Source organism: Parvibaculum lavamentivorans DS-1, assembly GCF_000017565.1.
Lineage (GTDB): Bacteria > Pseudomonadota > Alphaproteobacteria > Parvibaculales > Parvibaculaceae > Parvibaculum > Parvibaculum lavamentivorans.
Genome location: NC_009719.1, coordinates 2,366,701 through 2,388,219, shown reverse-complemented (window position 1 = coordinate 2,388,219; position 21,519 = coordinate 2,366,701). Strand labels below are relative to the sequence as shown.

Annotated in this window: 25 protein-coding genes and 1 tRNA gene; 18 read left to right on the top strand and 8 right to left on the bottom strand. The window is 59.4% G+C overall.

Features of this window, described 5'->3' with window-relative positions:
* Window positions 1–66: 66 nt before the first annotated feature.
* Window positions 67–1,200: a ferritin-like domain-containing protein gene (locus PLAV_RS11205; protein WP_041535968.1), complete on the top strand. Its 1,134-nt coding sequence runs from the start codon at window positions 67–69 to the stop codon at window positions 1,198–1,200.
* A gap of 53 nt (window positions 1,201–1,253) precedes the next feature.
* Here PLAV_RS11205 and PLAV_RS11200 read toward each other — a convergent pair whose 3' ends face one another.
* Window positions 1,254–1,871 carry a TetR/AcrR family transcriptional regulator gene (locus tag PLAV_RS11200; protein WP_012111128.1) on the bottom strand — a complete coding sequence of 206 codons (618 nt, stop codon included), beginning with the start codon at window positions 1,869–1,871 and terminating at the stop codon, window positions 1,254–1,256.
* 148 nt (window positions 1,872–2,019) lie between these two features.
* On the opposite strand from PLAV_RS11200, the gene PLAV_RS11195 reads away from it, so the two are divergent.
* The 12 genes from PLAV_RS11195 (at window position 2,020) to egtD (ending at window position 13,367) form a co-directional block, all read left to right on the top strand.
* Window positions 2,020–2,628, top strand: coding sequence for a cytochrome b family protein (locus tag PLAV_RS11195; RefSeq protein WP_012111127.1), 609 nt, complete (start codon window positions 2,020–2,022; stop codon window positions 2,626–2,628).
* 84 nt (window positions 2,629–2,712) lie between these two features.
* A complete protein-coding gene (locus PLAV_RS11190) occupies window positions 2,713–3,597 on the top strand; it encodes a trypsin-like serine peptidase (RefSeq protein WP_012111126.1) in 885 nt (294 codons plus the stop codon).
* Between the two features lie 132 nt (window positions 3,598–3,729).
* A complete protein-coding gene (locus PLAV_RS11185; protein ID WP_012111125.1) occupies window positions 3,730–5,340 on the top strand; it encodes an acyl-CoA synthetase in 1,611 nt (536 codons plus the stop codon).
* A 207-nt stretch (window positions 5,341–5,547) separates the two neighbouring features.
* Window positions 5,548–6,741, top strand: a complete 1,194-nt coding sequence (locus PLAV_RS11180; protein ID WP_012111124.1) for an acyl-CoA dehydrogenase family protein — start codon at window positions 5,548–5,550, stop codon at window positions 6,739–6,741.
* Between the two features lie 84 nt (window positions 6,742–6,825).
* On the top strand, window positions 6,826–7,965 hold the full coding sequence (locus tag PLAV_RS11175) for an acyl-CoA dehydrogenase family protein (RefSeq protein WP_012111123.1): 1,140 nt from the start codon (window positions 6,826–6,828) through the stop codon (window positions 7,963–7,965).
* Window positions 7,966–7,980: 15 nt separating this feature from the next.
* Window positions 7,981–8,655 carry a DUF1007 family protein gene (locus PLAV_RS19900; protein WP_012111122.1) on the top strand — a complete coding sequence of 225 codons (675 nt, stop codon included), beginning with the start codon at window positions 7,981–7,983 and terminating at the stop codon, window positions 8,653–8,655.
* Complete coding sequence (locus PLAV_RS11165; RefSeq protein WP_083762567.1) at window positions 8,637–9,653, top strand: HoxN/HupN/NixA family nickel/cobalt transporter; 1,017 nt, start codon at window positions 8,637–8,639, stop codon at window positions 9,651–9,653. The genes PLAV_RS19900 and PLAV_RS11165 overlap by 19 nt, the downstream gene beginning before the upstream one ends.
* Window positions 9,654–9,755: 102 nt before the next feature.
* Window positions 9,756–9,995, top strand: a complete 240-nt coding sequence (locus tag PLAV_RS11160; protein WP_041535967.1) for a hypothetical protein — start codon at window positions 9,756–9,758, stop codon at window positions 9,993–9,995.
* Window positions 9,996–10,019: 24 nt separating this feature from the next.
* Window positions 10,020–10,469 carry a hypothetical protein gene (locus PLAV_RS11155; RefSeq protein WP_012111119.1) on the top strand — a complete coding sequence of 150 codons (450 nt, stop codon included), beginning with the start codon at window positions 10,020–10,022 and terminating at the stop codon, window positions 10,467–10,469.
* A gap of 237 nt (window positions 10,470–10,706) precedes the next feature.
* Complete coding sequence (locus PLAV_RS11145; RefSeq protein WP_012111118.1) at window positions 10,707–10,910, top strand: cold-shock protein; 204 nt, start codon at window positions 10,707–10,709, stop codon at window positions 10,908–10,910.
* 187 nt (window positions 10,911–11,097) lie between these two features.
* A complete protein-coding gene (egtB, locus tag PLAV_RS11140; protein ID WP_012111117.1) occupies window positions 11,098–12,390 on the top strand; it encodes an ergothioneine biosynthesis protein EgtB in 1,293 nt (430 codons plus the stop codon).
* Window positions 12,387–13,367, top strand: coding sequence for an L-histidine N(alpha)-methyltransferase (gene egtD / locus PLAV_RS11135; RefSeq protein ID WP_012111116.1), 981 nt, complete (start codon window positions 12,387–12,389; stop codon window positions 13,365–13,367). The genes egtB and egtD overlap by 4 nt, the downstream gene beginning before the upstream one ends.
* A 37-nt stretch (window positions 13,368–13,404) precedes the next feature.
* Here egtD and PLAV_RS11130 read toward each other — a convergent pair whose 3' ends face one another.
* Window positions 13,405–13,620, bottom strand: coding sequence for a hypothetical protein (locus PLAV_RS11130; protein WP_041535965.1), 216 nt, complete (start codon window positions 13,618–13,620; stop codon window positions 13,405–13,407).
* 61 nt (window positions 13,621–13,681) lie between these two features.
* Here PLAV_RS11130 and PLAV_RS11125 point away from each other — a divergent pair, with 61 nt between their 5' ends.
* Window positions 13,682–14,308, top strand: a complete 627-nt coding sequence (locus PLAV_RS11125; RefSeq protein ID WP_012111115.1) for a glutathione S-transferase family protein — start codon at window positions 13,682–13,684, stop codon at window positions 14,306–14,308.
* 5 nt (window positions 14,309–14,313) lie between these two features.
* Here the strand turns inward: PLAV_RS11125 and PLAV_RS11120 are convergent, their stop codons facing one another.
* On the bottom strand, window positions 14,314–14,922 hold the full coding sequence (locus PLAV_RS11120; protein ID WP_012111114.1) for an exopolysaccharide biosynthesis protein: 609 nt from the start codon (window positions 14,920–14,922) through the stop codon (window positions 14,314–14,316).
* Window positions 14,923–15,197: 275 nt separating this feature from the next.
* Between PLAV_RS11120 and PLAV_RS20065 the strand changes: the two genes are divergently transcribed.
* From PLAV_RS20065 to PLAV_RS11105, 3 genes are read left to right on the top strand one after another with little or no spacing between them, the layout of a single operon-like run.
* Entirely contained in the window at window positions 15,198–15,488 is a 291-nt protein-coding gene (locus tag PLAV_RS20065; RefSeq protein WP_012111113.1) for a GIY-YIG nuclease family protein, read from the top strand.
* Entirely contained in the window at window positions 15,485–15,706 is a 222-nt protein-coding gene (locus PLAV_RS11110) for a SlyX family protein (RefSeq protein ID WP_012111112.1), read from the top strand. Before PLAV_RS20065 ends, PLAV_RS11110 begins: the two co-directional genes overlap by 4 nt.
* Window positions 15,707–15,712: 6 nt before the next feature.
* Window positions 15,713–16,393, top strand: coding sequence for a pseudouridine synthase (locus PLAV_RS11105; RefSeq protein ID WP_012111111.1), 681 nt, complete (start codon window positions 15,713–15,715; stop codon window positions 16,391–16,393).
* Here PLAV_RS11105 and PLAV_RS11100 read toward each other — a convergent pair.
* The 5 genes from PLAV_RS11100 to mnmA form a co-directional block, all read right to left on the bottom strand.
* A complete protein-coding gene (locus tag PLAV_RS11100; protein WP_012111110.1) occupies window positions 16,390–16,644 on the bottom strand; it encodes a hypothetical protein in 255 nt (84 codons plus the stop codon). The genes PLAV_RS11105 and PLAV_RS11100 overlap by 4 nt on opposite strands.
* A 120-nt stretch (window positions 16,645–16,764) precedes the next feature.
* A complete protein-coding gene (locus PLAV_RS11095; RefSeq protein ID WP_012111109.1) occupies window positions 16,765–17,382 on the bottom strand; it encodes a DUF892 family protein in 618 nt (205 codons plus the stop codon).
* Between the two features lie 115 nt (window positions 17,383–17,497).
* Window positions 17,498–17,574: transfer RNA gene (locus PLAV_RS11090), tRNA-Met, on the bottom strand.
* Window positions 17,575–17,728: 154 nt separating this feature from the next.
* A complete protein-coding gene (locus PLAV_RS11085; protein ID WP_012111108.1) occupies window positions 17,729–18,418 on the bottom strand; it encodes a class I SAM-dependent methyltransferase in 690 nt (229 codons plus the stop codon).
* A 96-nt stretch (window positions 18,419–18,514) separates the two neighbouring features.
* On the bottom strand, window positions 18,515–19,735 hold the full coding sequence (gene mnmA, locus PLAV_RS11080; RefSeq protein WP_193343226.1) for a tRNA 2-thiouridine(34) synthase MnmA: 1,221 nt from the start codon (window positions 19,733–19,735) through the stop codon (window positions 18,515–18,517).
* A gap of 218 nt (window positions 19,736–19,953) precedes the next feature.
* Between mnmA and PLAV_RS11075 the strand changes: the two genes are divergently transcribed.
* Entirely contained in the window at window positions 19,954–21,519 is a 1,566-nt protein-coding gene (locus PLAV_RS11075) for a flagellar hook-length control protein FliK (protein WP_041535964.1), read from the top strand.

Genomic DNA, 21,519 nt, shown 5'->3' with positions numbered 1-21,519 from the left:
TCGAGGATTTAAGGGTGGCGAAACAAGAGGCAGGTTTCGTGCAGCCGGGCAAGGGTAGGAGGAATAATGACCAAGATCACGACCAATATCACGGTGGACTCGGCTTACGAGGCCGTCGCTCCCGACGATTTTCCGGCGATGATGGAAGTTGACCGCTACGGCAACCGTTCCACCGCCTTCGACAAGATCATCTCGGCGACCCACGATCATTTCTGGGACCCGATGGACAAGAAGTACATCGACTTCTCCGTCCCCTTCGACATGGAAAACGAGTACCTGATCGACCCCGAGCAGAACACCGACCTGAAGACCGCCGTCAAGGACAAGCTCGACGAGAAGCAGAAGATCAAGCTCGTCAATCTCGACGTGCAATGGGGTCTCTCCTCCATCCTTCACGGCGAAGCAGGCGCGCTGGCCTTGTCCGCGAGCCTCTGCCACATCCTGAAGGATCCGGGCGCGCAGGAATACGCCGCCAACCAGACGCGCGAGGAAGCCCGTCACGTGGCCGGCTTCTCCAACTACATCAAGGCCCGCTGGGGCAAGCCCGTGCCCGTCGGCCCGGCGCTCGGCAATGTGCTGACCGAACTCGTCAACACGCCGCTCGTCTGGAAGAAGCTCGTCGGCATGCAGATGCTTGTCGAAGGTCTCGCCATGGGCGCCTTCGCTTCCTTCTACAAATGGGGCCGCGACCCGCTGATGGTGAAGCTGATGCAGCTCACCATGACGGACGAAGCCTTCCATCACAAATTCGGAAAGATCTGGGCGGACCGCACCATTCCGAACCTGAAGGCGGAAGAACGCGACGCGATCGAGGACTGGGCCTGGGAAGTCTTCCAGATCCTGCTCTTCAACCTCGGCTCGCCTGAACAGAAGAAGCACATCTACGCCGCGGTCGGCCTCGACTGGGAATGGGTGCAGGGCGCGTTCATGGAAGCCCTGACGGACGTCCATATCCGCGAAAGCATGCAGGAATCCTCCAACATCTTCCGCGTGCTGATCAAGACGCTTCTCAAGGCCGGTATCATCACGAGCCGCACGGCGCCGAACTACGCCGCCTTCATCGACATGAAGGAGCTTTATGGCGAGAGCGACCGCATGATCGGCGACGACATCGCGGAAGAAGGCATCAAATACCTCCTCCAGCTCAACGGCCAGGGCAACCGCGCCTATTCGCTGGACAAGATGTCCGCCGCCGAATAACGGCAGCCGGCCGGAAACGAACAAGGCGGCAGCTCCGGTTGCCGCCTTTTTCTTTAGTCGTTGCGGCGGCGCGTGAAGCCTTCGACCAGCGTCTCGAGGCCGCGCCCATATATCTTCCGCGCCTCGGCCGGATCGTCCGCATTCGCAATCGCAAGCCCCGCCTGCATCAGCGCACCCGCGATCAGCGACGCGACCGGCTCCAGCGGTTGCGGCGCGAGCCAGCCCTCATCCACCAGATGCTGCAGCGCATGGGTCAGCATCGCCTGGTGAAGCGGCTCCTGCAGGTCTCGCCATTCGTTCCAGCCAAGCACCGCCGGTCCGTCGATCAGTACGATCTGCTTCACCTCCGCCCGCGAATAGACGTCGAGCAGCATTTGCGTTCCGACCATCAGGTCTTCGGTGTCATGCGTCACCCGCGCCATCGTCTCCTCGAAGACCTCATGGCCGATCTCATGCAGCATCGAAATGAACAGCGCCCTGAAGAGGTCCTGTTTGTCCGCGAACTGATAATAAAGCGCGCCGCGCGTCACCCCCGCCTCCCGGACGATCTCCTCGGTGCCCACCTCCCCATAGCCGCGCAGGCCGAAAAGGCGCCGGGCGGCGGCGAGCAACTGCTCCCGATTCTTGGAGGGCTTCTTGGCAGGGGCTGAACGGCTGACCGGCATGTTCATACGGGGTTTTCATACTGCTTGTATGATTTCAGAGCTTGGGCTATAGATTCATACATCCTGTATGAAAATTTCGGGCACGCAACCGAAAGCGGATCGGAGGGGGACTGAAGATGCAAAATCCGGCTTATGACGGTTCGGTGACAGTTCAATGACAGTCGCACCCCGCTGGCCCTTTTTTGCGGTCCTTTTCGTCGTCGCGGCCATCGCGGCCGGCAGCCTTTCCGCCTATGGATCCGGCCCCGAAGGCCTCCTCCATATCACCCGCTACACGGCGCGTTTCGCATTCCTGATCTTCATCATCGTCTTCAGCGCCGGCGCCCTGGCACAGCTTTTTCCATCCCCCGCCACCCTCTGGATGAAGAAAAACCGGCGCTATTTGGGCCTTTCCTTCGCTCTCGCCCACTTCCTCCACCTCGCCGCCATCATCTCCTACCACCGCGCCATCGGCGAAGTTCCAGGCCTCGTCACGCTCATCGGCGGCGGCGGCGCCTATGTCTTCATCGCCCTCCTCGCCGCCACATCCAACAACTGGTCGGTAAGGAAACTCGGCCCGAAACTCTGGCGCCGCCTGCACCTGACAGGCATCTCCTATGTCTGGCTGATTTTCATGAATTCCTACATCGGCCGCCTCATGAGCGACACGCCGCCTGAACCCAGATGGATATTTGCTGTAACCGCGGCACTCGGCTTTATCGCGCTTGGATTACGCATCGCCGCATGGCTGAAACGGCGCAAATCCGCGCCTCTCGCAGCGTGAGCGATCACGAGCTGTTGTTCGCCGTCCACCCGCCGCCATGCTACCTTCGGTCATCGAATATGATTGCTTCCGAGGTATCCCGGAATGCAAGGCGCGGTCGGCAAACTCGGCTATGGAACGCTCGCGGCAGGCGTCGCTCTGCTCGCGTCGATGCTCACCGATGCTGCTACCGCCAACATCTTTGGCGATGACGACCGCAGGGACATCGTCGCCGCGGACGATCTGAGCGGCGTCGGCACCATCGTCTGCGAAGGCACGACCCGCCGCCCGACCGCGTCTCTGGTCGCCCTGCCCGCCATCGCGCCCTCTCCCTACTACGATGTCATTGCCACAGTCGCCCACGCCTTTGTGGGCTCGAACGGACAGCTTCTCCAGCGCTGTGCATTCTGGCCGCAAGCAGACCCTGCGCTTGCGGCGGAAATTGTCTTTCTCGAAACCGGAACCCTCTCCCCCTACGGCAATTGGCACAACGACTGGGCGGTCGCCGTGCTTGATCGCCGCTTGCCGGAAACCTATTCGCGCCTCATCCCGCGCGTGCTCGACGAGGCAGGCGCGCAAAAAATGAGGAACGGCAGGGCCCGCTTCCTGCTCGCCGGCCACAACGGCGAACGCGGGCCGCTGCAGGTATCCGAAAATTGCGGCCCCGTGCCGAAACTCGGATCGCATCTCAACCGCTTCGATCCCCGCGTCTTCAATCACGATTGCGACATGATGCCCGGCTGGTCGGGCGGTCCGCTCATCCTCCGGGACGGCGGCGCGAGCTACCTCGTGGCGGTGAACTCGACCGAGGTGAACGCCATCACGCATATCGCCGGCCGCCCCTACAATGGCCGCATGAACCCCAACACGGCCGTCCGCCTGGACGGGCGGTTTCTGGCAACGGTCGAAAACCTGTTGCGCGCCGGCGCGCCCGGCACCGTCAAATGCCTCGTCGCAAGTGCGGACGAAACCCCCGCCCTTCCCTGCTGACGCAGGGAAAGCGGCGCCCGCCCGGTTGCGGGTGACCGGCCTGAGATTCCCTGTATATTGTCGCCAAAAGAATGACCCCAGCCGCCGGAGAAGCGGAGGGGAAAATAAATCCTGCTTTCTGGGAGGAAAGAAATGCCTTGGAATTTCGGGGACATCCTCGACGCCATTTCACCTGTCTTGCCACAGGACGCACCCGCCTTCGTTCACGGCGACCGTCGCATCACCTGGGGCGAAACGACGAAGCGCAGCAATAATCTTGCCCGCGCACTTATCGAACGCGGCGCGAAGCCGGGCGACAAGCTTGCCTTCTACATGCGCAACCGGCCCGAATATACGGAGCTGCTCGCCACCGCCTATAAAGCGCGCCTCACGCATGTGAACGTCAATTACCGCTACAAGCCCGACGAAGTCTTCTACATCTTCGACAATTCGGACGCGCAGACCGTCGTCTACGGCTCCGAGTTCCGCGACATCATCGAGGAAATCCGCCCGCGCCTGACAAAGGTGCAGACCTTCGTCGAAGTGAACGACGGCGGCGACATCGCGCCTTTTGCCGAACGCTACGAAACGCTGGCGACATCGGGCAGCGGCGAACAACTCGACATCAAACGCTCGCCCGACGACCTCCTCTTCATCTATACAGGCGGCACCACCGGCATGCCGAAAGGTGTCATGTGGCGTCACGACGATCTGCGCGAGGTGCAGCTCTCGGCATTGCGCCGTCTCGGCCCCGTACCGGAATCGCTGGATGCGCTCGTCGCCTCCATCAAGGAAGTCGGCCCCGCCGGTCCCATGATCCCCGCCTGCCCCCTCATGCACGGCACCGGCCTTCTCACCGCAAACGGCAACATGCTCTCGGGCGGCTGCGTCGTCACCCTAGACAATCAATCGCTGGACCCGCATGAGCTTTGGGCGGCGGTCGACCGCAACAAGGTCCAGCAGGTCGCTATCGTCGGCGACGCCTTCGCCAAGCCCATGCTTCGCGCGCTCGAGGAAGCACCGGGTAAATACGACCTCTCCAGCATCGTCACCATCATCTCGTCCGGCGTCATGTGGTCGACCGAGGTGAAGCGCGGCCTGCTGAAATACATGCCGAACGCGATCATGACCGACAGCTTCGGCGCGTCGGAAGCCGTCGGCCTCGGCTCGTCGCTGATGACGAAGGACGGCGAAATCGCCACCGCGAAATTTCAGATCGGCGAACGCTGCAAGGTCTTCGACGAGAACGACCAACCCGTCGAGCCGGGCTCCGGCACGCCGGGCTTCATCGCGCTCGGGGCGCCGATCCCGGTCGGCTACTACAAGGACCCGGAAAAAAGCGCCCGCACCTTCAAGACTGTGCGCGGCGAGCGCTATGCGATCCCCGGCGACTGGTGCACCGTCGAAACCGACGGCACGCTGACGCTGCTCGGCCGCGGTTCGGCCTGCATCAACACGGCGGGCGAAAAGGTCTATCCGGAAGAAGTCGAGGAAGTGCTGAAGCGACACCCCTCGATAGAGGACGCGCTCGTTGTCGGCCTTCCCGACGAGAAATGGGGACAGGCCGTTACCGGCGTCGTCAAGCTCAACAATGGCGCATCTTTCGACGAGGATGCCTTGCGCGCTCATGTGCGTGCGGCGCTTGCCGGTTACAAGACGCCAAAACGCATCCTGATCGGCACGGTCCCCTTCCGCGCTCCGAACGGCAAGGCCGATTACAAAACGGTCACTGAATTTGCAAAGCGTGAACTGGGCGCTGCCTGACGCTTCTGCAAAGAAGGGTTAAACGAGGCCGGTCCGTGACCGGTCTCGTTGCCGCCCGGCCGCCGGTTGCCCGAAACGGGACGGAAAAGTGCTTGCTGAAGCCCTTACCCGAAAGATCGTCGCGCCCCACCCTCCGATGCCGGTTGCCTGGCCGGAGGCTGTTGATATTGTGTCAGCCATAAGCAACTGACTTCGGGAAAGAGAAACATGGAAGCGCTGGAAAAATTCCGGAAAGAAACAAGGGCCTGGCTCGAGGAAAATTGCCCTGCCTCCATGAGAACACCAATGCCCGAGGAAGAGACGCCTTGGGGTGGGCGGAATGCGAAATGGCCGAACCCGGATTCAAAGGTCTGGCTTGACCGCATGGCTTCGCGCGGCTGGACCGCCCCCACATGGCCGAAGGAATATGGCGGCGGCGGTCTGAGCAAGGAAGAGAACCTGGTTCTCCAGCAGGAAATGCGGCGCCTCAAGGCGCGCGCGCCGCTCTCGAGCTTCGGTATCTGGATGCTTGGGCCTGCGCTGCTGGAATTCGCCAGTGAAGAACAGAAGAAAGAGCACCTGCCGAAAATCGTGCGTGGTGAAATCCGCTGGTGCCAAGGGTATTCCGAGCCGGGCGCCGGCTCGGATCTCGCCGGCCTGCAGACGAAATGCGAGGACAAGGGCGACCACTACCTCGTCAACGGTCAGAAAATCTGGACTTCCTATGCCGACAAGGCCGACTGGATTTTCTGTCTCGTTCGTACCGACCCGACAACCAAGCATGACGGCATCAGCTTTCTTTTGTTCGACATGATGTCGCCCGGTGTCGAAGCCCGCCCCATCAGCATGATCTCGGGAGCCTCGCCTTTCTGCGAGACCTTCTTCACCGACGTGAAAGTGCCCAAGGAAAATCTCGTGGGTCAGTTGAACAAGGGCTGGACCATTGCCAAACGGCTTCTGCAGCATGAACGCGAGATGATCTCCGGCATGGGGCTAGGCGGCGCGGGCTCTGGCGCAGGCCTTGGCGGGCTCGAACAGGTTGCGAAGGAATATTACGGCGAAGCGGACGGACGCATCGCCAGCCCGTCGCTTCGCGACCACATCACGCGCCAGAAGATGGACGGCAAGGCATTCGCGTTGACCCTGCAGCGCTCTGCGGAAGAGGCGAAGGCTGGACAAGGCCCCGGCGCGGCAACTTCGATTTTCAAATATTACGGGACCGAGTTGAACAAGCGCCGCTTCGAACTCCTGCTTGAGGTGATGGGCACCAAGGCACTGGGATGGGAAGGCGAAGGTTTTGACGAAAATGAAATCGGTGTCACCCGTTCGTGGCTTCGTTCGAAAGGAAATTCGATCGAGGGCGGCACAAGCGAGGTGCAGCTCAACGTGGTATCTAAGCGGGTGCTGGGCCTTCCCGACTGATCCCATCCAAATATGGACTTGGGGGCGCCTGAAAAGCGGCGCACCTCCGCTCTTCAAACAGAAACAATAAACATTCGGGTCGAGATGGCACTTGTACTTACTGAGGAGCAGCAGCTTCTCCGCGACACGGCGACACAGTTTTTTCAGGAAAGACTTCCGATCGCCAATCTGCGCAGCTTGCGCGATACGAAGGACCGGACGGGATTCGACCGCGACGCATGGAAAGAGATGTCCGATCTCGGCTTTGCCGGCATCATGATCTCTGAAAAATACGGCGGCACCGATTTCGGACCGGTCGGTCTCGGACTCGTGCTCGAACAGGCGGGCCGCACGCTTGCGGCGACGCCCCTCGTCTCCACGGTCCTGCTTTGCGGCTCTGCCGTGCAGCTGGCGGGCAACGCAACGCAGCGGCAGGATATTCTCTCAGCTATTGCGGCGGGCGATCGCGTGATGGCGCTGGCGCTTGAAGAGGGGCCGCACCATAACCCCACGCGCATCGCCACGAAGGCAGTTGCGGAAGGCTCATCCTACCGCATCAGCGGTTCAAAGACCTTTGTGCTGGATGGCCATGTTGCGGATCAGCTGATCGTGGTGGCGCGCACGAGCGGCGACAATAACGACCGCTCCGGCATCACCCTTTTCCTTGTCGATCCGAAAGCCGAAGGCGTGAAGATCACGCGTACGCTGATGGTCGACAGCCGGAACGCCGCCAATATCGAATTCAACAATGTTGCGGTGCCGGATGCGGCCGTATTGGGATCGGTGGATGGCGCCACCGACGTCCTGGGACAGGTGCTCGACATCGCGCGCATCGGCCTTTCCGCTGAAATGCTCGGGCTCACGCAAGAGGTTTTCGACACCACACTGGCTTATCTGAAGGAGCGCAAGCAATTCGGCAAGGTTATTGGCTCCTTTCAGGCGCTGCAGCACCGGATGGCGACACTCTTCGCGGAAATCGAACTCTGCCGCTCCGTTGTGCTGGACGCCCTCTCCGCAATCGAGGAGCGTCGTAACGACGTACCGCAGATTGCGAGCCTCGCGAAATCTCGTCTCTCGGACATTGCGACGCTAATGACAAATGAAGGCCTACAGATGCATGGCGGCATGGGCATGACCGATCAGTTTGACGTCGGTCTCTTCATGAAGCGTGCCCGCGTCGCGGCCGCCAGTTTCGGCGACGGAAATTTCCATCGTGATCGTTATGCAAGTCTTGAAGGCTACTGACCCGAAAGCGGCAAAATGAAGCGAAACAGGCGTACCGGCATCTCGACACTTCGCACAATGCTTTTCGTATTGGCGGCGTGTCTTGCGCCGATTCCGCCTGCTTCGGCCCATCCTCATGTCTGGATCGACATGGTGACTGCCCTCCAGTTCGACGAAGAAGGCCGCATCGCCGCGATCGAAGTCAGGTGGACATTCGACGAGTTCTACTCGGCCTTCGCCGTTGAAGGGGCGGAAAAAAAGAATGGCACTTATGAGGAAAGCTTACTGGCCGGGCTGACAAAAGTGAATCTCGAGAACTTGGCGGAGTACAACTACTTCGTGGAAATAACGGCGGATGGCGCGGCGGTGAAAACCGGCACCGCCCGCGATGGAAAATCCACATGGGACAATGAGAGCGGACGCCTGACGCTCGCGTTCATCGTACCGCTCGAGAAGCCGCGCGTCGCGACTGCAGCCTCTCCGGTAAAATTCCGCGTCTACGATCCTTCCTATTACATCTCGATCGACTATGTGAAGGAAGATCCGATAAGAATGAGCGGACCTCACGACGGATGCACCCTGACGACGGAGGTTCCGGATCAGGAAAACGTCTGGACGACGTTACCGGAAAGCGCCTTCGTGAATCCCTCGTCTCAACTGGGCGCCTACTTCGCCACCACTGCCGCTGTGACATGCACCGCAAAGACATGAAAAGCGTTCCACGGTGGTCATCTGCCATGACCCTGCTGTTGCTCACCTTGGCATTCACGGCAATCCCGGAAATTTCCGTTGCCCAGAATCCCCTCACCCTCCCGGGGGAGCAAGCGGCAGCTTCGCCTGGCACCGGCATTTTCAGCGGTGCCGCGCATTATATCATGACCATGCAGCAGGAATATTATCGCGCGATGGCGGCCGCCTTGCGCGCGGTCAACCTGCAGCAGTCCTTCACCGCCGTTTGGGGCCTTGTGTCCATTTCCTTTCTCTATGGCATTTTTCATGCCGCCGGCCCCGGTCACGGAAAGGTCATTGTGTCCTCATACATCCTGGCCGATGAGCGCGAGGTGAAGCGCGGCATTCTGATCGCCTTTCTCTCCGCCCTCGCGCAAGCAGCCACTGCGATCCTCGCGGTCGGCATCCTCGCCGTCATTCTCGGCTTCAGCCACCGCGCGACAACCGACATGGTTCCGCTGATCGAGCGTGCCAGTTTTGCGCTCATAGCCGGCGTCGGTGCGTGGCTGCTCTGGCGTGCCTTTCGGGGCGAGAATCATCATGAGCATGGCCATGTCCATCATGACCATGACCATGACACTCACGAGCATGATCACGCGCATATCCCGACACCTGCCGACATTCGGGCAGCAAAACGAAAGGGTGTTCGCGGCATGGCGGCCATGATCCTTTCAGTCGGCCTGAGGCCGTGCACAGGCGCTATTCTCGTGCTGCTTTTCGCGGTAACGCAGGGGGCTTTTTCCATAGGTGTTATGTCCGCCATTGTGATGTCGGTAGGCACTGCCATTACCGTTTCCGCCTTGGCGCTCATGACCGTATTTTCCAAACGGCTGGCGCTTCGTTTCGCCGGTGGAGTGGATAGTCCCTGGGCCCGGCGTGTCGAGCGGGGCCTCAAAATAGCAGGAGGCTCGGTAATATTGCTGTTCGGGATGATGCTGCTTGTCGCCTCCTTTACGCAGCCCCCACAACCCCTGCTATAGGCAAACGAGAGCGCCTATCGACAAGCTCCGGCCTCCGCCCCATACTGCGCCCACCCGCCGGAGATTCCGGCTTCCAGTCGAATGAACGAGCTAGAGAGACCGATGGCCGACGAGACCAGCACGAGCGACCTGCCCGAGCGCATTACCGTACTCGCGCGCGACTTCACACCTGCCGCAATGGAATTCCACCGGCGGAACATGAGCGAGAAGGGCTATCGTATGGAAGGCCAGATCGTTCAGCGCAAGTTCCAGATGATCGAAGGCATGGGCGCGCCGAAGGACCTCTTCGAAGGCGAACTTTTCTATGCCGTGACGTTCGTTCGGAAGAACATCGAAAAATAGGGCAGCTCCAGCGGGAGCGAAACCATGACAGCGCACCGCGACGGATTGCATCAAGACAACCATCGGACCAATGAACCATCCGTGACGCGATGGGTGTTGCTGCGCGACGTCGCTGTTTTTCAGGGCAAGCTCGTACTCGACAGTGTGAAGGATATTCTGCTTAGCCCCGTCTCTCTCGGCGCTGCCGTCATTTCGCTTTTCAATCGGGAGGGCGAAACAGGACGGCAGTTTTACGACACTCTCCATGCCGCAAGACGCGTCGAAGACTGGATCAATAAATACGGAGACGCAGATCGCGTTCCTCCGCCCGATTTCGCCATCAAGCGGGAGGGCGAGAGCGTCGACGGCCTTGTGTACCGGCTCGAAGAACTGGTGAAGCGCCAGTACGAACGCGGCGGCCTTACCGCAAGCGCCAAGGAAGCAATCGATCGCGCTCTCGACGCCGTGCATGAAAAGCTGCGCGGCCGCAGTTGAGCGGGCAGAATTCGCCAAAAAATGCCAGCTCATCACGATATTGTCCCTGAACAGAACGTCGGACAAATGGATTGACTTGCGGTTTTTTATCCTGTTGTCTTTCTGTGCAATCTATATTTTGGCCTGCCTTGGCTGCTTCGCCCTCAGGGCCTTTCAAGACTCCAAAACGAGGTTGTGCAACGCCGCGCGATGGGCGCGCGGTCAATCACGCATGTAAGTGCGTCAGGAGACTTAGAAATGGCTACAGGTGTTGTTAAGTGGTTCAACACGCAGAAGGGCTACGGCTTTATCCAGCCCTCCGATGGCGGTCGCGATGTGTTCGTGCATATCAGCGCCGTTGAGCGCGCGGGAATGAGCACGCTGAACGAAGGCCAGAAAATCAACTACGAGCTTGTGACCGAAAAGGGCAAGACCTCGGCGGCAAATCTCACAGTCGCCTGAATTTTACCTACCCGCGAAATTGGGATGGCCGGGCCTCGACCCGGCCATTTTCTTTTGAGCGATAGCTCATCGGCGTGAACGATGGCACTTGGCTTGGTTCGTTCTTTGGCCCTTCAAGATTATGGCAGGGAACCTTACATGGTGGCGTGAGTTACGATTTGTTACACGAAGATAAAGAGGCTCCCGCATGGAGAATTCCATTGGCCGTCCGAGCGGAAATCCAGGCAAACGAACGCCATCTTTCGCCGGAGCGGAGAAATTCACGGAGCTGAAGGAACGATACCTCTCCGTCCGCAATACGACAGAAGCATTGGCCGAACCGCTGAGCGCCGAAGACCAGACCATACAGTCGATGGTCGAAGCCAGCCCCACAAAATGGCATCGCGCGCATACGACCTGGTTCTTTGAGACCTTTCTTCTGCAGCCTCACGCCGCTGGCTACGTCGTCTTCAACGACGACTATAATTATCTTTTCAATTCCTATTACGAGGCGGTCGGCGAACGGCATCCGCGTGCCGAGCGGGGAATGCTCACAAGACCGGATACGAACGAAATCGGCCGCTATCGCGCTCATGTCGACGAAGCCATGTTGCAATTTATCGACAGCCATCCGGAGGAAGTCTGCGGTCTCATCGAGCTTGGCCTCAACCACGAACAACAGCATCAGGAATTGCTGCTGACGGACATCAAGCATGCATTTTCGCGCAACCGGACTTGGCCCGTCTATCTGCCATCCGAACGTGCGCCCGCCGCGAACGATGCTGCGCCCAGGCAACAGGAATATGAAATCCCCGCCGGCGTCCATTCGATCGGCCATGCCGGCGGCTCGTTTGCCTTCGACAATGAGGGCCCCGCACATAGCGTCTTCCTTCACGATGCGCGGATAGCAAGCCGTCCTGTCAGCGTAGGTGAATATCTCGATTTCATTGCCGATGGCGGCTACAGCCGGTCGGAGCTCTGGCTTTCGGATGGTTGGGAGGCGGTCAAGGCGAACGGCTGGGACAGCCCCGCCTATTGGGAGAAGGAAGGCGCCGTGTGGATGACTTACACCCTGCACGGACGCCGCCCCGTAAGGGAAGACGAGCCTGTTGCTCACGTCAGCTTTTATGAGGCTGCCGCCTACGCTTCATGGGCTGGCAAACGCCTGCCGACGGAAGCCGAATGGGAGGTCGCCGCAAGAATGCACTTCTCTTCCAACGGCCAGACGCCGGCCCTGAACCCGCACCCCCGCCCATTGGCCTCCGGTTTTTCTCAGGACGTGTGGGAATGGACCGGAAGCGCCTACCTGCCCTACCCCGCGTTTCGTCCAGCCAAAGGTGCGGTTGGTGAATACAACGGCAAGTTCATGGTCAACCAGATGGTGCTGCGCGGACGCTCCTGTGCAACACCGCCCGGCCACGAGCGTCTCACCTACAGGAATTTTTTCGGACCCGCCGCGCGATGGCAATTCAGCGGGTTCCGGCTGGCGGAGGACATATGAGCAAGAGCAGCGAAACGAAGCTGGAGGAACTTCAGGACCTTGAGCCGTCGTTGGAGGAGTTCCGCGCCAGCGTGATCGAGGGGCTGTCGGCGTCTCGAAAGACGCTGCCCTGCAAATTTCTCTATGACCGCAGAGGATCGCAAATCTTCGACGATATTTGCGACTTGCCGGAATATTATCCAACGCGGACCGAGCGCCAGATCCTGGAGCAGCACGCGCGGGACATCGCCGCCCTCATCGGTCCGGAGCTAAGGCTCGTCGAGTTCGGTTCCGGAGCGGGCATGAAGATTCGTCTCCTGCTGCAAGCTCTCGAAAAGCCGTCCGCCTATCTTCCCGTCGATATTTCGCGAGAGCATTTGATCGCCGCCAATGCGGATTTGGCGCAAACCTTTCCCGATTTGTGCATTGCCCCCGTCTGTGCGGACTATACAGCCCCCTTCTCCCTGCCCGACCTTCCGGGAATTTCATACAAGGCAACGGCAGGCTTCTTTCCCGGGTCCACAATCGGAAATTTCACCCGCGAAGAGGCCGTGAGCTTTCTGGCCGGTGCGCGAGGCCTGCTCGGCAGCGGTTCAGTAATGATCGTCGGTGCAGACCTCGTAAAGAACATAGACGTTCTGCGCGACGCCTATGACGATGCCGCCGGCGTAACCGCTTCATTCAACCTGAACCTGCTGAGACGTATAAACAGGGAGCTCGGAGGATCGTTCGAGCTGGCGCAGTTCCGTCATGAAGCCAGGTGGAACGCCGATCTGGAACGCATCGAAATGCATCTCGTCAGCCAGCGGAGACAGGAAGTGACAGTGGGAGGGCAGCGTTTCAGCTTCGCCGCAGGCGAAACAATACACACTGAAAGCTCGCACAAATACCGGCTTGCGAGCTTCCGCGCCCTCGCCGCCGAAGCTGGCTACGAACCAATTGAAGTCTGGATGGACGAAAAGCAGCTTTTCAGCGTACACGCATTACGGGCTCTGTAAGCCTGTGTGGCGTGTACGCTTTTGAAAAGGCCAAAGACTATTTCTTGCCCTTGCCCGACGCGCCGGACTTTGCGGTATCCGCGAAAGGCGAAGCTGGTGCCACACCGGATTTTTTCTTGTTCTTGTCCGCTTTTGGTTTCTTCGTCTCGCGGTTGCTCTTCTGCTGACCTTTAGCCACAATCGGTCTCCCGAAAGCGCGGATCCGGTGCGAACTGCCGACGCCGGTATCGATGCGCGTGATGGCCTTAATCATACGCCTCGACCAAAAACAAATCTCGGAATTTTTCCGTTAAACCTCCGACCAAGGGCCCGCGATGATCACCGTGCACCATCTGAACAACTCGCGTTCGCAGCGCATCCTCTGGCTTCTGGAAGAACTGGGCCTGGATTATGACATTGCCAGTTATCAGCGCGACGCGACCACAAACCTCGCCCCTGAGAGCCTGAAAAAGGTTCACCCGCTGGGGAAATCACCGGTCGTCACGGATGGGAAACATACGGTTGCCGAATCCGGCGCCATCGTCGAGTACCTGATCCGAAAGTATAGCCGCGACAAGCTTATGCCTGCCGAAGAATCACAGGACTTTGCCCCCTATCTTCACTGGATGCACTACGCGGAAGGCTCGGCCATGCTGCCGGTCATGCTTTCGCTCTACGTGATGCGGCTGGGGGAAGCAGGGGCGCCGCTACATCCTCGTATCGAAAGCGAAACCAAAAACCACTTTGGTTATGTGAACGAAGCACTCGGAAACAAGGAATTTTTTGTCGGGAACAATCTGACGGGAGCGGATATTCAGATGAGCTTCCCGCTTGAAGCCGCCAAATCGCTGGGGCTGTTGGCGAACTTTTCCAATCTCACCCGCTACCTTGCAAACATTCATGAGCGCCCCGCCTATAAGCGCGGCGTAGAGCGCGGCGGCCAGTACGATCTCGGCAAATAACGCTACTACTGCGCCGCGTAGCTGATACCGAAATAGATGGCAAAGACCATCGCAACGGCCACAGCGATCGCGGCGATTGCGATGACGATACCCAGGCCGACAATCGCGCCATCGTGCTCGACAAGGCCAACTCCGGTAACGAAGAGTGAAATTGCGGGCAGCCAACCGGTAAGAGGAATGGGAAGGCAGAGCACTATGCCTGTAACGAGCAGCAGCAATCCCAGCGGCCGTTCCGCCTTGCCCTGAAAAACACTGAGGAGACGCACCCTCGTGAGACGGGACAGGGGCCGCGCGAGGGGCAACGCCGTCAGAGCGCCGGCCCGCCAACGCTTGCGCGCGATGACCCGGTTCGTAATGAATCCCGGCAGCCAGAGGGCCTTCATTCCGAAGATCATCTGCACCGCAAAGAACAGGATCGGCAGTCCTAACACCATGTTGGTGCCCGGCGGCAGCGGCAGCATGTTCATGAAACCGACCAGCATAAAGCCCCAACCGAAACTGCGGTCGCCCAGCGACTCCAGAACGTCGCCGAATGAACTTCCGTCGGGTTTTTTGCGCGTACCCACCTGGGCAAGGCCCCTGAGCGCGCCGCTCCGTCTTTTCTTCATTGTCATGCCAATACTGCCAACTGGCGGGCATCTAACACCTTTTGGCGGCGCCCGTCACCGTGACATTGAGACAGCCGCCGCTGGGCTTGCCTCCTGTTACGGGGCACCTGGCCCATGATGCGAGCGCCTGATAGCAAACCGGCATAAACGGTCGAGGACCTTGCCTAAGCCGAAGATGACAAGGCCTCCAAACAGCGCGTAGATTCTTAGCGCCATCCCCGGTCCGTTCCCAAAACCTGGAACACATTGGGCGGGCAAGCAGTCATTTCCGGGAAAGACAGATGCCACCCGCCGCCCCGAAGCCATGGTACGTTTACATCCTCGAGTGCACCGGTGGACGGCTCTATACAGGCATTACAGTCGACGTACCGATGCGGTATAAGGCTCACGCGTCCGGCAAGGGTGCGAAGTTCACGCGGAGCTATCGGCCTGAACGGCTTGTCTTCCAACAAGCTTTCGTTGATCGCGCTGCCGCGGCAAAAGCAGAATACGCCATCAAGCAGTTGTCTCCTGCCGCGAAACGAATTCTCATTCGACGGACGCTTTCCAGGAACGAAGACCAGAATCCATGACCGCTCAAGACGCACATGCCGCAAGGATTGACGAGTTGGAGGTTCGGCTCATCCATCAGGACAAGGCAATAGAAGATCTGAACGACGTCATCACGCGGCAATGGCATGCCATCGACGAACTCAAACGCAGGCTTGAAGCCATGGTTGGACGCATGCAGGCGATGGAAGAAGGCGCCCATGCTTCAACCACCGATGAGCCGCCCCCGCCGCATTACTGACGCGTCATGAGCACCTTTTCCATGCCGGGCGATGCCCCTTACTCCTACACCCCTCCCTTGGAGCCCTACCTCGTGGTTCTTCACAAGGATGACGAGATTCTTGTGTTGGCAAAGCAGAGTGGCTTGCTCTGCGTCGCTGGAAGGCCGGTCGAGCACAGTGACTGTCTCGAGAGCCGCGCACGCGCGACATTTCCCAACGCGCGCATCGTCCATCGGTTGGACCGGGATACTTCGGGTGTCATCATCATGGCAATGACCCCGGCAGCACATCGGCATCTGGGATTGCAGTTCGAACGACGGAAAATTCGTAAAACCTATCTGGCCCGCGTGTGGGGCCAGCTTGCGCAGGAATACGGCCGGGTGGACCTGCCCCTTGCGTGCCACTGGCCGAACCGGCCCAAGCAGATGGTGGATGTGGACGCCGGACGACCGGCGCAGACCGACTGGGAAGTTGTGGAGCGCGAAAAGAATGCGACGCGGGTGCGACTCTCGCCGCTTACCGGCCGGTCGCATCAGTTGCGCGTTCACATGCTGAGCCTCGGCCATCCAATCCTTGGGGACAGCTTCTATGCGACGGGAGAAGCTTTTGCCGCTGCGGACCGCCTGCAACTGCATGCGGAAACACTGACCTTCCACCATCCGGCGGACGGTCGCATTTGCCGCTTCGCTGTCCCCTGCCCGTTCTAGCCCGAAACGCTTGTCCGGATGGTCGTGGAAGTCGAATTCGAATTGCTGTTGGAATTGTAGTTGTAATTGAAGTTTTCGTTGGAATTGAAATTCCAGTTCTCATTGAAGTTATAGTTGCCGCCGCCACCTGTGTTGCAGGCATAGGCCGGCGTCGCCGTAGCGAGAGCATAAACAAGCGACACTGCTATGAAGGCACTTCCACCGGCCAGCCAAAGCCGGCGGCGCAGAAGAAAAAGTTGCAGTTGTTTCATTCCATTACAAACCAGCCCTTTTCGGGGCGGAATTCCCTGATTCCAAGTTACTCCGTCTTTTAAGAGCAGGATTTGTGCCGCCTGCGAGACGCATATCGCAACCTCGCAGGCAGCACAGGGTCAGCGTTTCCCGGCGAGAAGCCCGTCGCGCGCCTGCTCCGCCCGGGAGGCACCTATTGCGGTTTCTACATTTTTGACCTCCTCCGGCGGCGGGATCACAGCCGGCAAGCCAAGCGAGTCGATCCACAATTCGCGCAGCCATCCCTTCGTATGATAAAGGTGATGGTCTTCATCCTTTTCAACCGCTTCGTAGGCCTCCATAAGGACCTTGCCCGCAGGGCCTCCGGTCTTTTCCGCGACATGCCCGAGAAGTTCCCAGTTCATGTGATCTTTTGTTTCTGCATGGACGACGCATTCCGCCGCAACGAGTTGAGCCGCGTCGGCGCCAGCAGAACTTTTCGCCATCATCATCGCCTTGACCAGCGACTGACCGATATGGGCGACAACTTCCCGCCCAGGCGTCTTCGCTTCAGGGTCCAGGTTCAGCTTTTCAAAGACGCCCAGGAGAGTGCTGTGGTGGGTCTTGGTCTCGCCGAGATACTCCTCCCACTCTTCTTTTAATTCGTCGTTTACCGCACAAGTAATTGCGGTTTCGTAGACCTTGATGCCGCCGGCTTCCGTTTCGAGAGCTTGATACAGAAGCTCGTGTAGCTGTTCGCTATTCGCTGCTTTTGCCATAGCCGTTCCCTGCGCTTTCCTATGCTCCGGCCCGAGTGCCGGAGCTTCAGTAGCGGATGAAACGCGCCAAGGGACGCCGAGTGCCACGAGCCTTGCAATTCTTTGAATGGGAAAGTGGTAGCGGAGGACGGATTCGAACCGCCGACACGCGGATTATGATTCCGCTGCTCTAACCAACTGAGCTACTCCGCCCCGAAGAGGGCCTTCAAGGCTGGATAAGACGCTCTATTCGGCCCCGGCCCCTGAAGAACCCGGATATAAGGGCGGGCGGGAAGTCCTGTCAAGCAAGAGGACATGCGCAATGCGCATGCCCTTCCAATCTCTGAAAAACAACCGGAAATCTGCCTCAGATAGCGGTCGGACTCTCGTCCACGGCACCGCTCGAGGCCCCCTCAGCGGCATCATCCGCCTTCTTGAACCGCAGCATTGTAAAGAGGCCGAACGGCTTCAACTTTACGGTTTCGACGAGGTCGAGCGTTGTGATGTCGGTAATGGTTTCGGCCCGGAAATCGGGATGCCAGCCGAGGGCTCGTGCGGCGGGAGCCATAAAGCTTTCGACCCACCCGCGAACGCCATGGTCCTGAGCAAAATGATTGACGATGACCACCTCGCCGCCTGGAGCACAAACACGCTCGAGTTCCTTCAGAACCTGGACGGGATCCGGCACGACTGTCATGACATACATGGCGACCACGGTATCGAAGGACGCGTCTTCGAACCGAAGTTCGGAAGCATCCATCTCGTAGATGCCGGCAATATTCGTCAGCTTGCGCTCCCGAACGCGTTGCCGCGCGATACGCAACATGTCCGGTGAAAGGTCGATACCGGTCACCGTCAGGTGGGAAGCATAACGTGGTAGGGCAACACCGGTTCCCACCCCGACTTCAAGCAACGTGCCTTTGCGCTGATTTATAATGTCGATAGCGCGCTTGCGGCCCGCATCCGCCACGGGACCGAAAGAAAGGTCGTAAACAGGAGCCCAGCGCGCATACGCCTTAATGACTGACTGTTCGTCTATCCGGGCTATCCCGTTCAAAGTCGCTTACCCCGCGCGATTTACACTCAGCCAATGTGCGGCTTTCGCCGTCACACGGCAACATTATATCCGGCCCGAATAGGGCAAAATTGCGTTTCAGTCTGCCGTCGGCGCCGCAACCCTCGAGGTGCCAGCCTCAGGTACCTGCCAGCAACTTTCCGTCCGGACGATCCAGCCACCCCCAAGTACCCGCTGGCCGCCACCGCCGTCATAGAAAACGCACGCCTGGCCCGGAGCGACACCCCCCTCACTTTCAAGGAGTTCAACGACCGCGCCTTCCCCGGTGCGGAAGAGACGCGCGGGAACCGGAGGTCGGGTCGACCGGACCTTGGCAACTATTTTGAGTCCCTCTCCGGGGAGTTCCGCAAAAGGCCCATCACCCAGCCAGTTGATGTCGCGAAGCGTGAGCTTTTGCGTCTCCAGCGCCTCCCTGGGGCCCACGATGACCTGCCGCTTTAGGGGATCGAGCTTCACGACAAAGAGGGGCTCGCTTACCGGCTCGCTTGCACCGATACCGAGGCCGCGACGCTGGCCGATCGTGAAATTGACAATGCCGCTATGACGGCCAAGCACGCGCCCATCGAGATGAACAACCTCTCCCGGCGCGGACGCTCCAGGCCTCAGCTTCTCGACGATGGTGGTGTAGCGGCCCGTAGGCACGAAACAAATATCCTGGCTGTCCGGCTTGCCTGCAACTTCCAACCCCATTCGGTCGGCCAATGCTCGCGCTTCCGGTTTGGTCAATTCTCCAAGGGGAAACCGCAAAAACTCAAGTTGCTCCTGCGTAGTCGCGAACAGGAAATAGCTCTGGTCTCTCTCCTCGTCGCGCGGACGGTGAAGCTCCCGGCCGGCAGCGCCCCGCCTGCTCGCAATATAGTGTCCGGTAGCAAGCGCGGCCGCGCCTAGGTCTCGCGCCGTATCGAGAAGATCGCGAAATTTCACACGCTCGTTACATCGGACGCAGGGAATGGGAGTTTCGCCCGCGGCATAAGAGTCGGCAAAGTCATCCATGACGGCCCGGCGAAACCGGTCTTCATAATCGAGCACATAATGCGGGATGCCTATCTGGTCCGCCACGCGGCGTGCATCCTGAATGTCCTGTCCCGCACAACAAGCGCCCTTGCGCGACACCGCAGCCCCATGATCGTAGAGCTGCAAAGTGATACCGACCACATCGTAGCCCTGCTCCTTCAGAAGCGCCGCCGTCACAGAGCTATCCACCCCACCCGACATCGCGACAACCACACGCGTATCCTCCGGACGTCCCGGAAGATCGAGGCTATTGAGGCCAGTCATTTCGTCGAAAGCATTACGCATTGCAGCTGCCCGGATCATCCGGCGTTCCATCTGTATTGGCGGCGAAGAGAGAGGTCGTCGAAGCCGCGCATCATATGGAGCTTGCCGCCGACCGCAAGTGTAAGGCGCAGCCGCCTTTACCCGGCAAAAACTGCCGAACCGGCAGTGAATATCGGGTGATAACGCCATAACGTCAACACCAACCCTTTGATTAATTTGAGATTTTTGGAAAAGAGAGAGTGGCCCACCGCTTGCTTCCTCTTGTGCTGCCTTCCTTTCCGCTCAAGGCGCGCCCTCACGACCAGGTGATTGACGATATGGATATGTCTTCTTCGGCCACCCAGCGCAGCAATACTTCTTCGGACACGCTTGTCGTCCAGCCCACCACCGTGCGCGCCGCAGTCGCCAGTGCCGCAAACGAGTTCGCCCGGCACCTCGCCGATAGCACGGCCGACACCGCACGCCGCCGCGACGACCGTCCAGCGGAGCGGCGAGAGCGGAACGAAACCCGAGGCCCCGCTCATCGCGAACAAACCGAGAGCCACAGTGCCAGGCGCGAGCAGACCCCATCTGAAACGGATGATGTCCAGGAACCGGCGATTGCCGTTCAGGTCGACACCGCAACGGGCGATATCCCTCTGGAGGAAACACCCACGGAGGAAACCGTTGCGACAATAGAAGATGCTCCCGAAGAGGCTGACATTCCTCCCGCCGTGCATGGCGAGAGCGAACAACAGACAAACGACGGGACCCTTGCGACGGCAGCTCCGCAGATCAATACACCAGCCAAAGCTGAGCCTGAAGCAACGACGGCTTTACCTGTTGCCACCACCGGCGAGAAGCCAGCGGCGGCGGCAAATCCGGATAACGCAGGTGAAGCCCTCCCGGCCGGTCTTCTGAAGGCGGACAGGTCGATGCAGGCTACTGCTGAGCCTTCTCAGAATACTCCGTCCGTGGAGGAAGGTGCCGTTCCGAACGCGACACTTCCAACTGCAAAAAACACAACGCCGCCCGCTGGCCAGCAAATCCGGCCTGAAGCCACCGCTGATATCGACCCGGTAACCGTCACGGCGGAGCTCGAAAGTGCGGTGGTCGCGAAACCTTCAAAAGGCTTGGGTCACAACGCTGCGGATCAGCTCGCGGACAAAAAAGCAGAGGCAAAGCAGGCCTCGGCTCAAGCTGCGGTGGCACCTCAAGCAGTCACGCCCTCCCAGGCTCAGGGCGCTTCAACGGGTCCAAACCAGCTCGCGCCTCTGGCGAGCGGATCGGCTGAAATGTCCGGAACACCTCGTGTCGGTGAGCTGTCTGCAACGAGCACCAGCCCGGCATCCGGTGGGGCGGCCAATGCCGGTACCGTTCGTATCGGCACTTTGCCTGGTCAGTCCCAACCAACCCAGCTTCCGGCAAATACGATTGCGCTCCTGATAGCACGCAATCTTCAGAAAGGCGTCAGTCGTTTCGACATACGTCTCGATCCACCTGAAATGGGCCGCATCGATGTGCGAATGGAGGTTCGCAAAGACGGTCAGGTCGTCGCTCACATGACCGTCGACAGACCCGAGACACTGGACCTGTTGCAGCGCGACGCCAGGGCGCTGCAACAGGCGCTCAACAACGCAGGTCTGCAAGCAGACAGCGACAGCCTGAACTTTACTTTGCGCGATCAAAACAACGATGGCGGCAGACAGGATTTTGCAGGTAGCGACAATCACGCGCCCGACGATGCGTTGTCCGAGGAGACTGTTCCTGCTCCCGCTTACAACATCAATATTTCCGCCAATGGCGGCATTGACATTCGCGTCTGA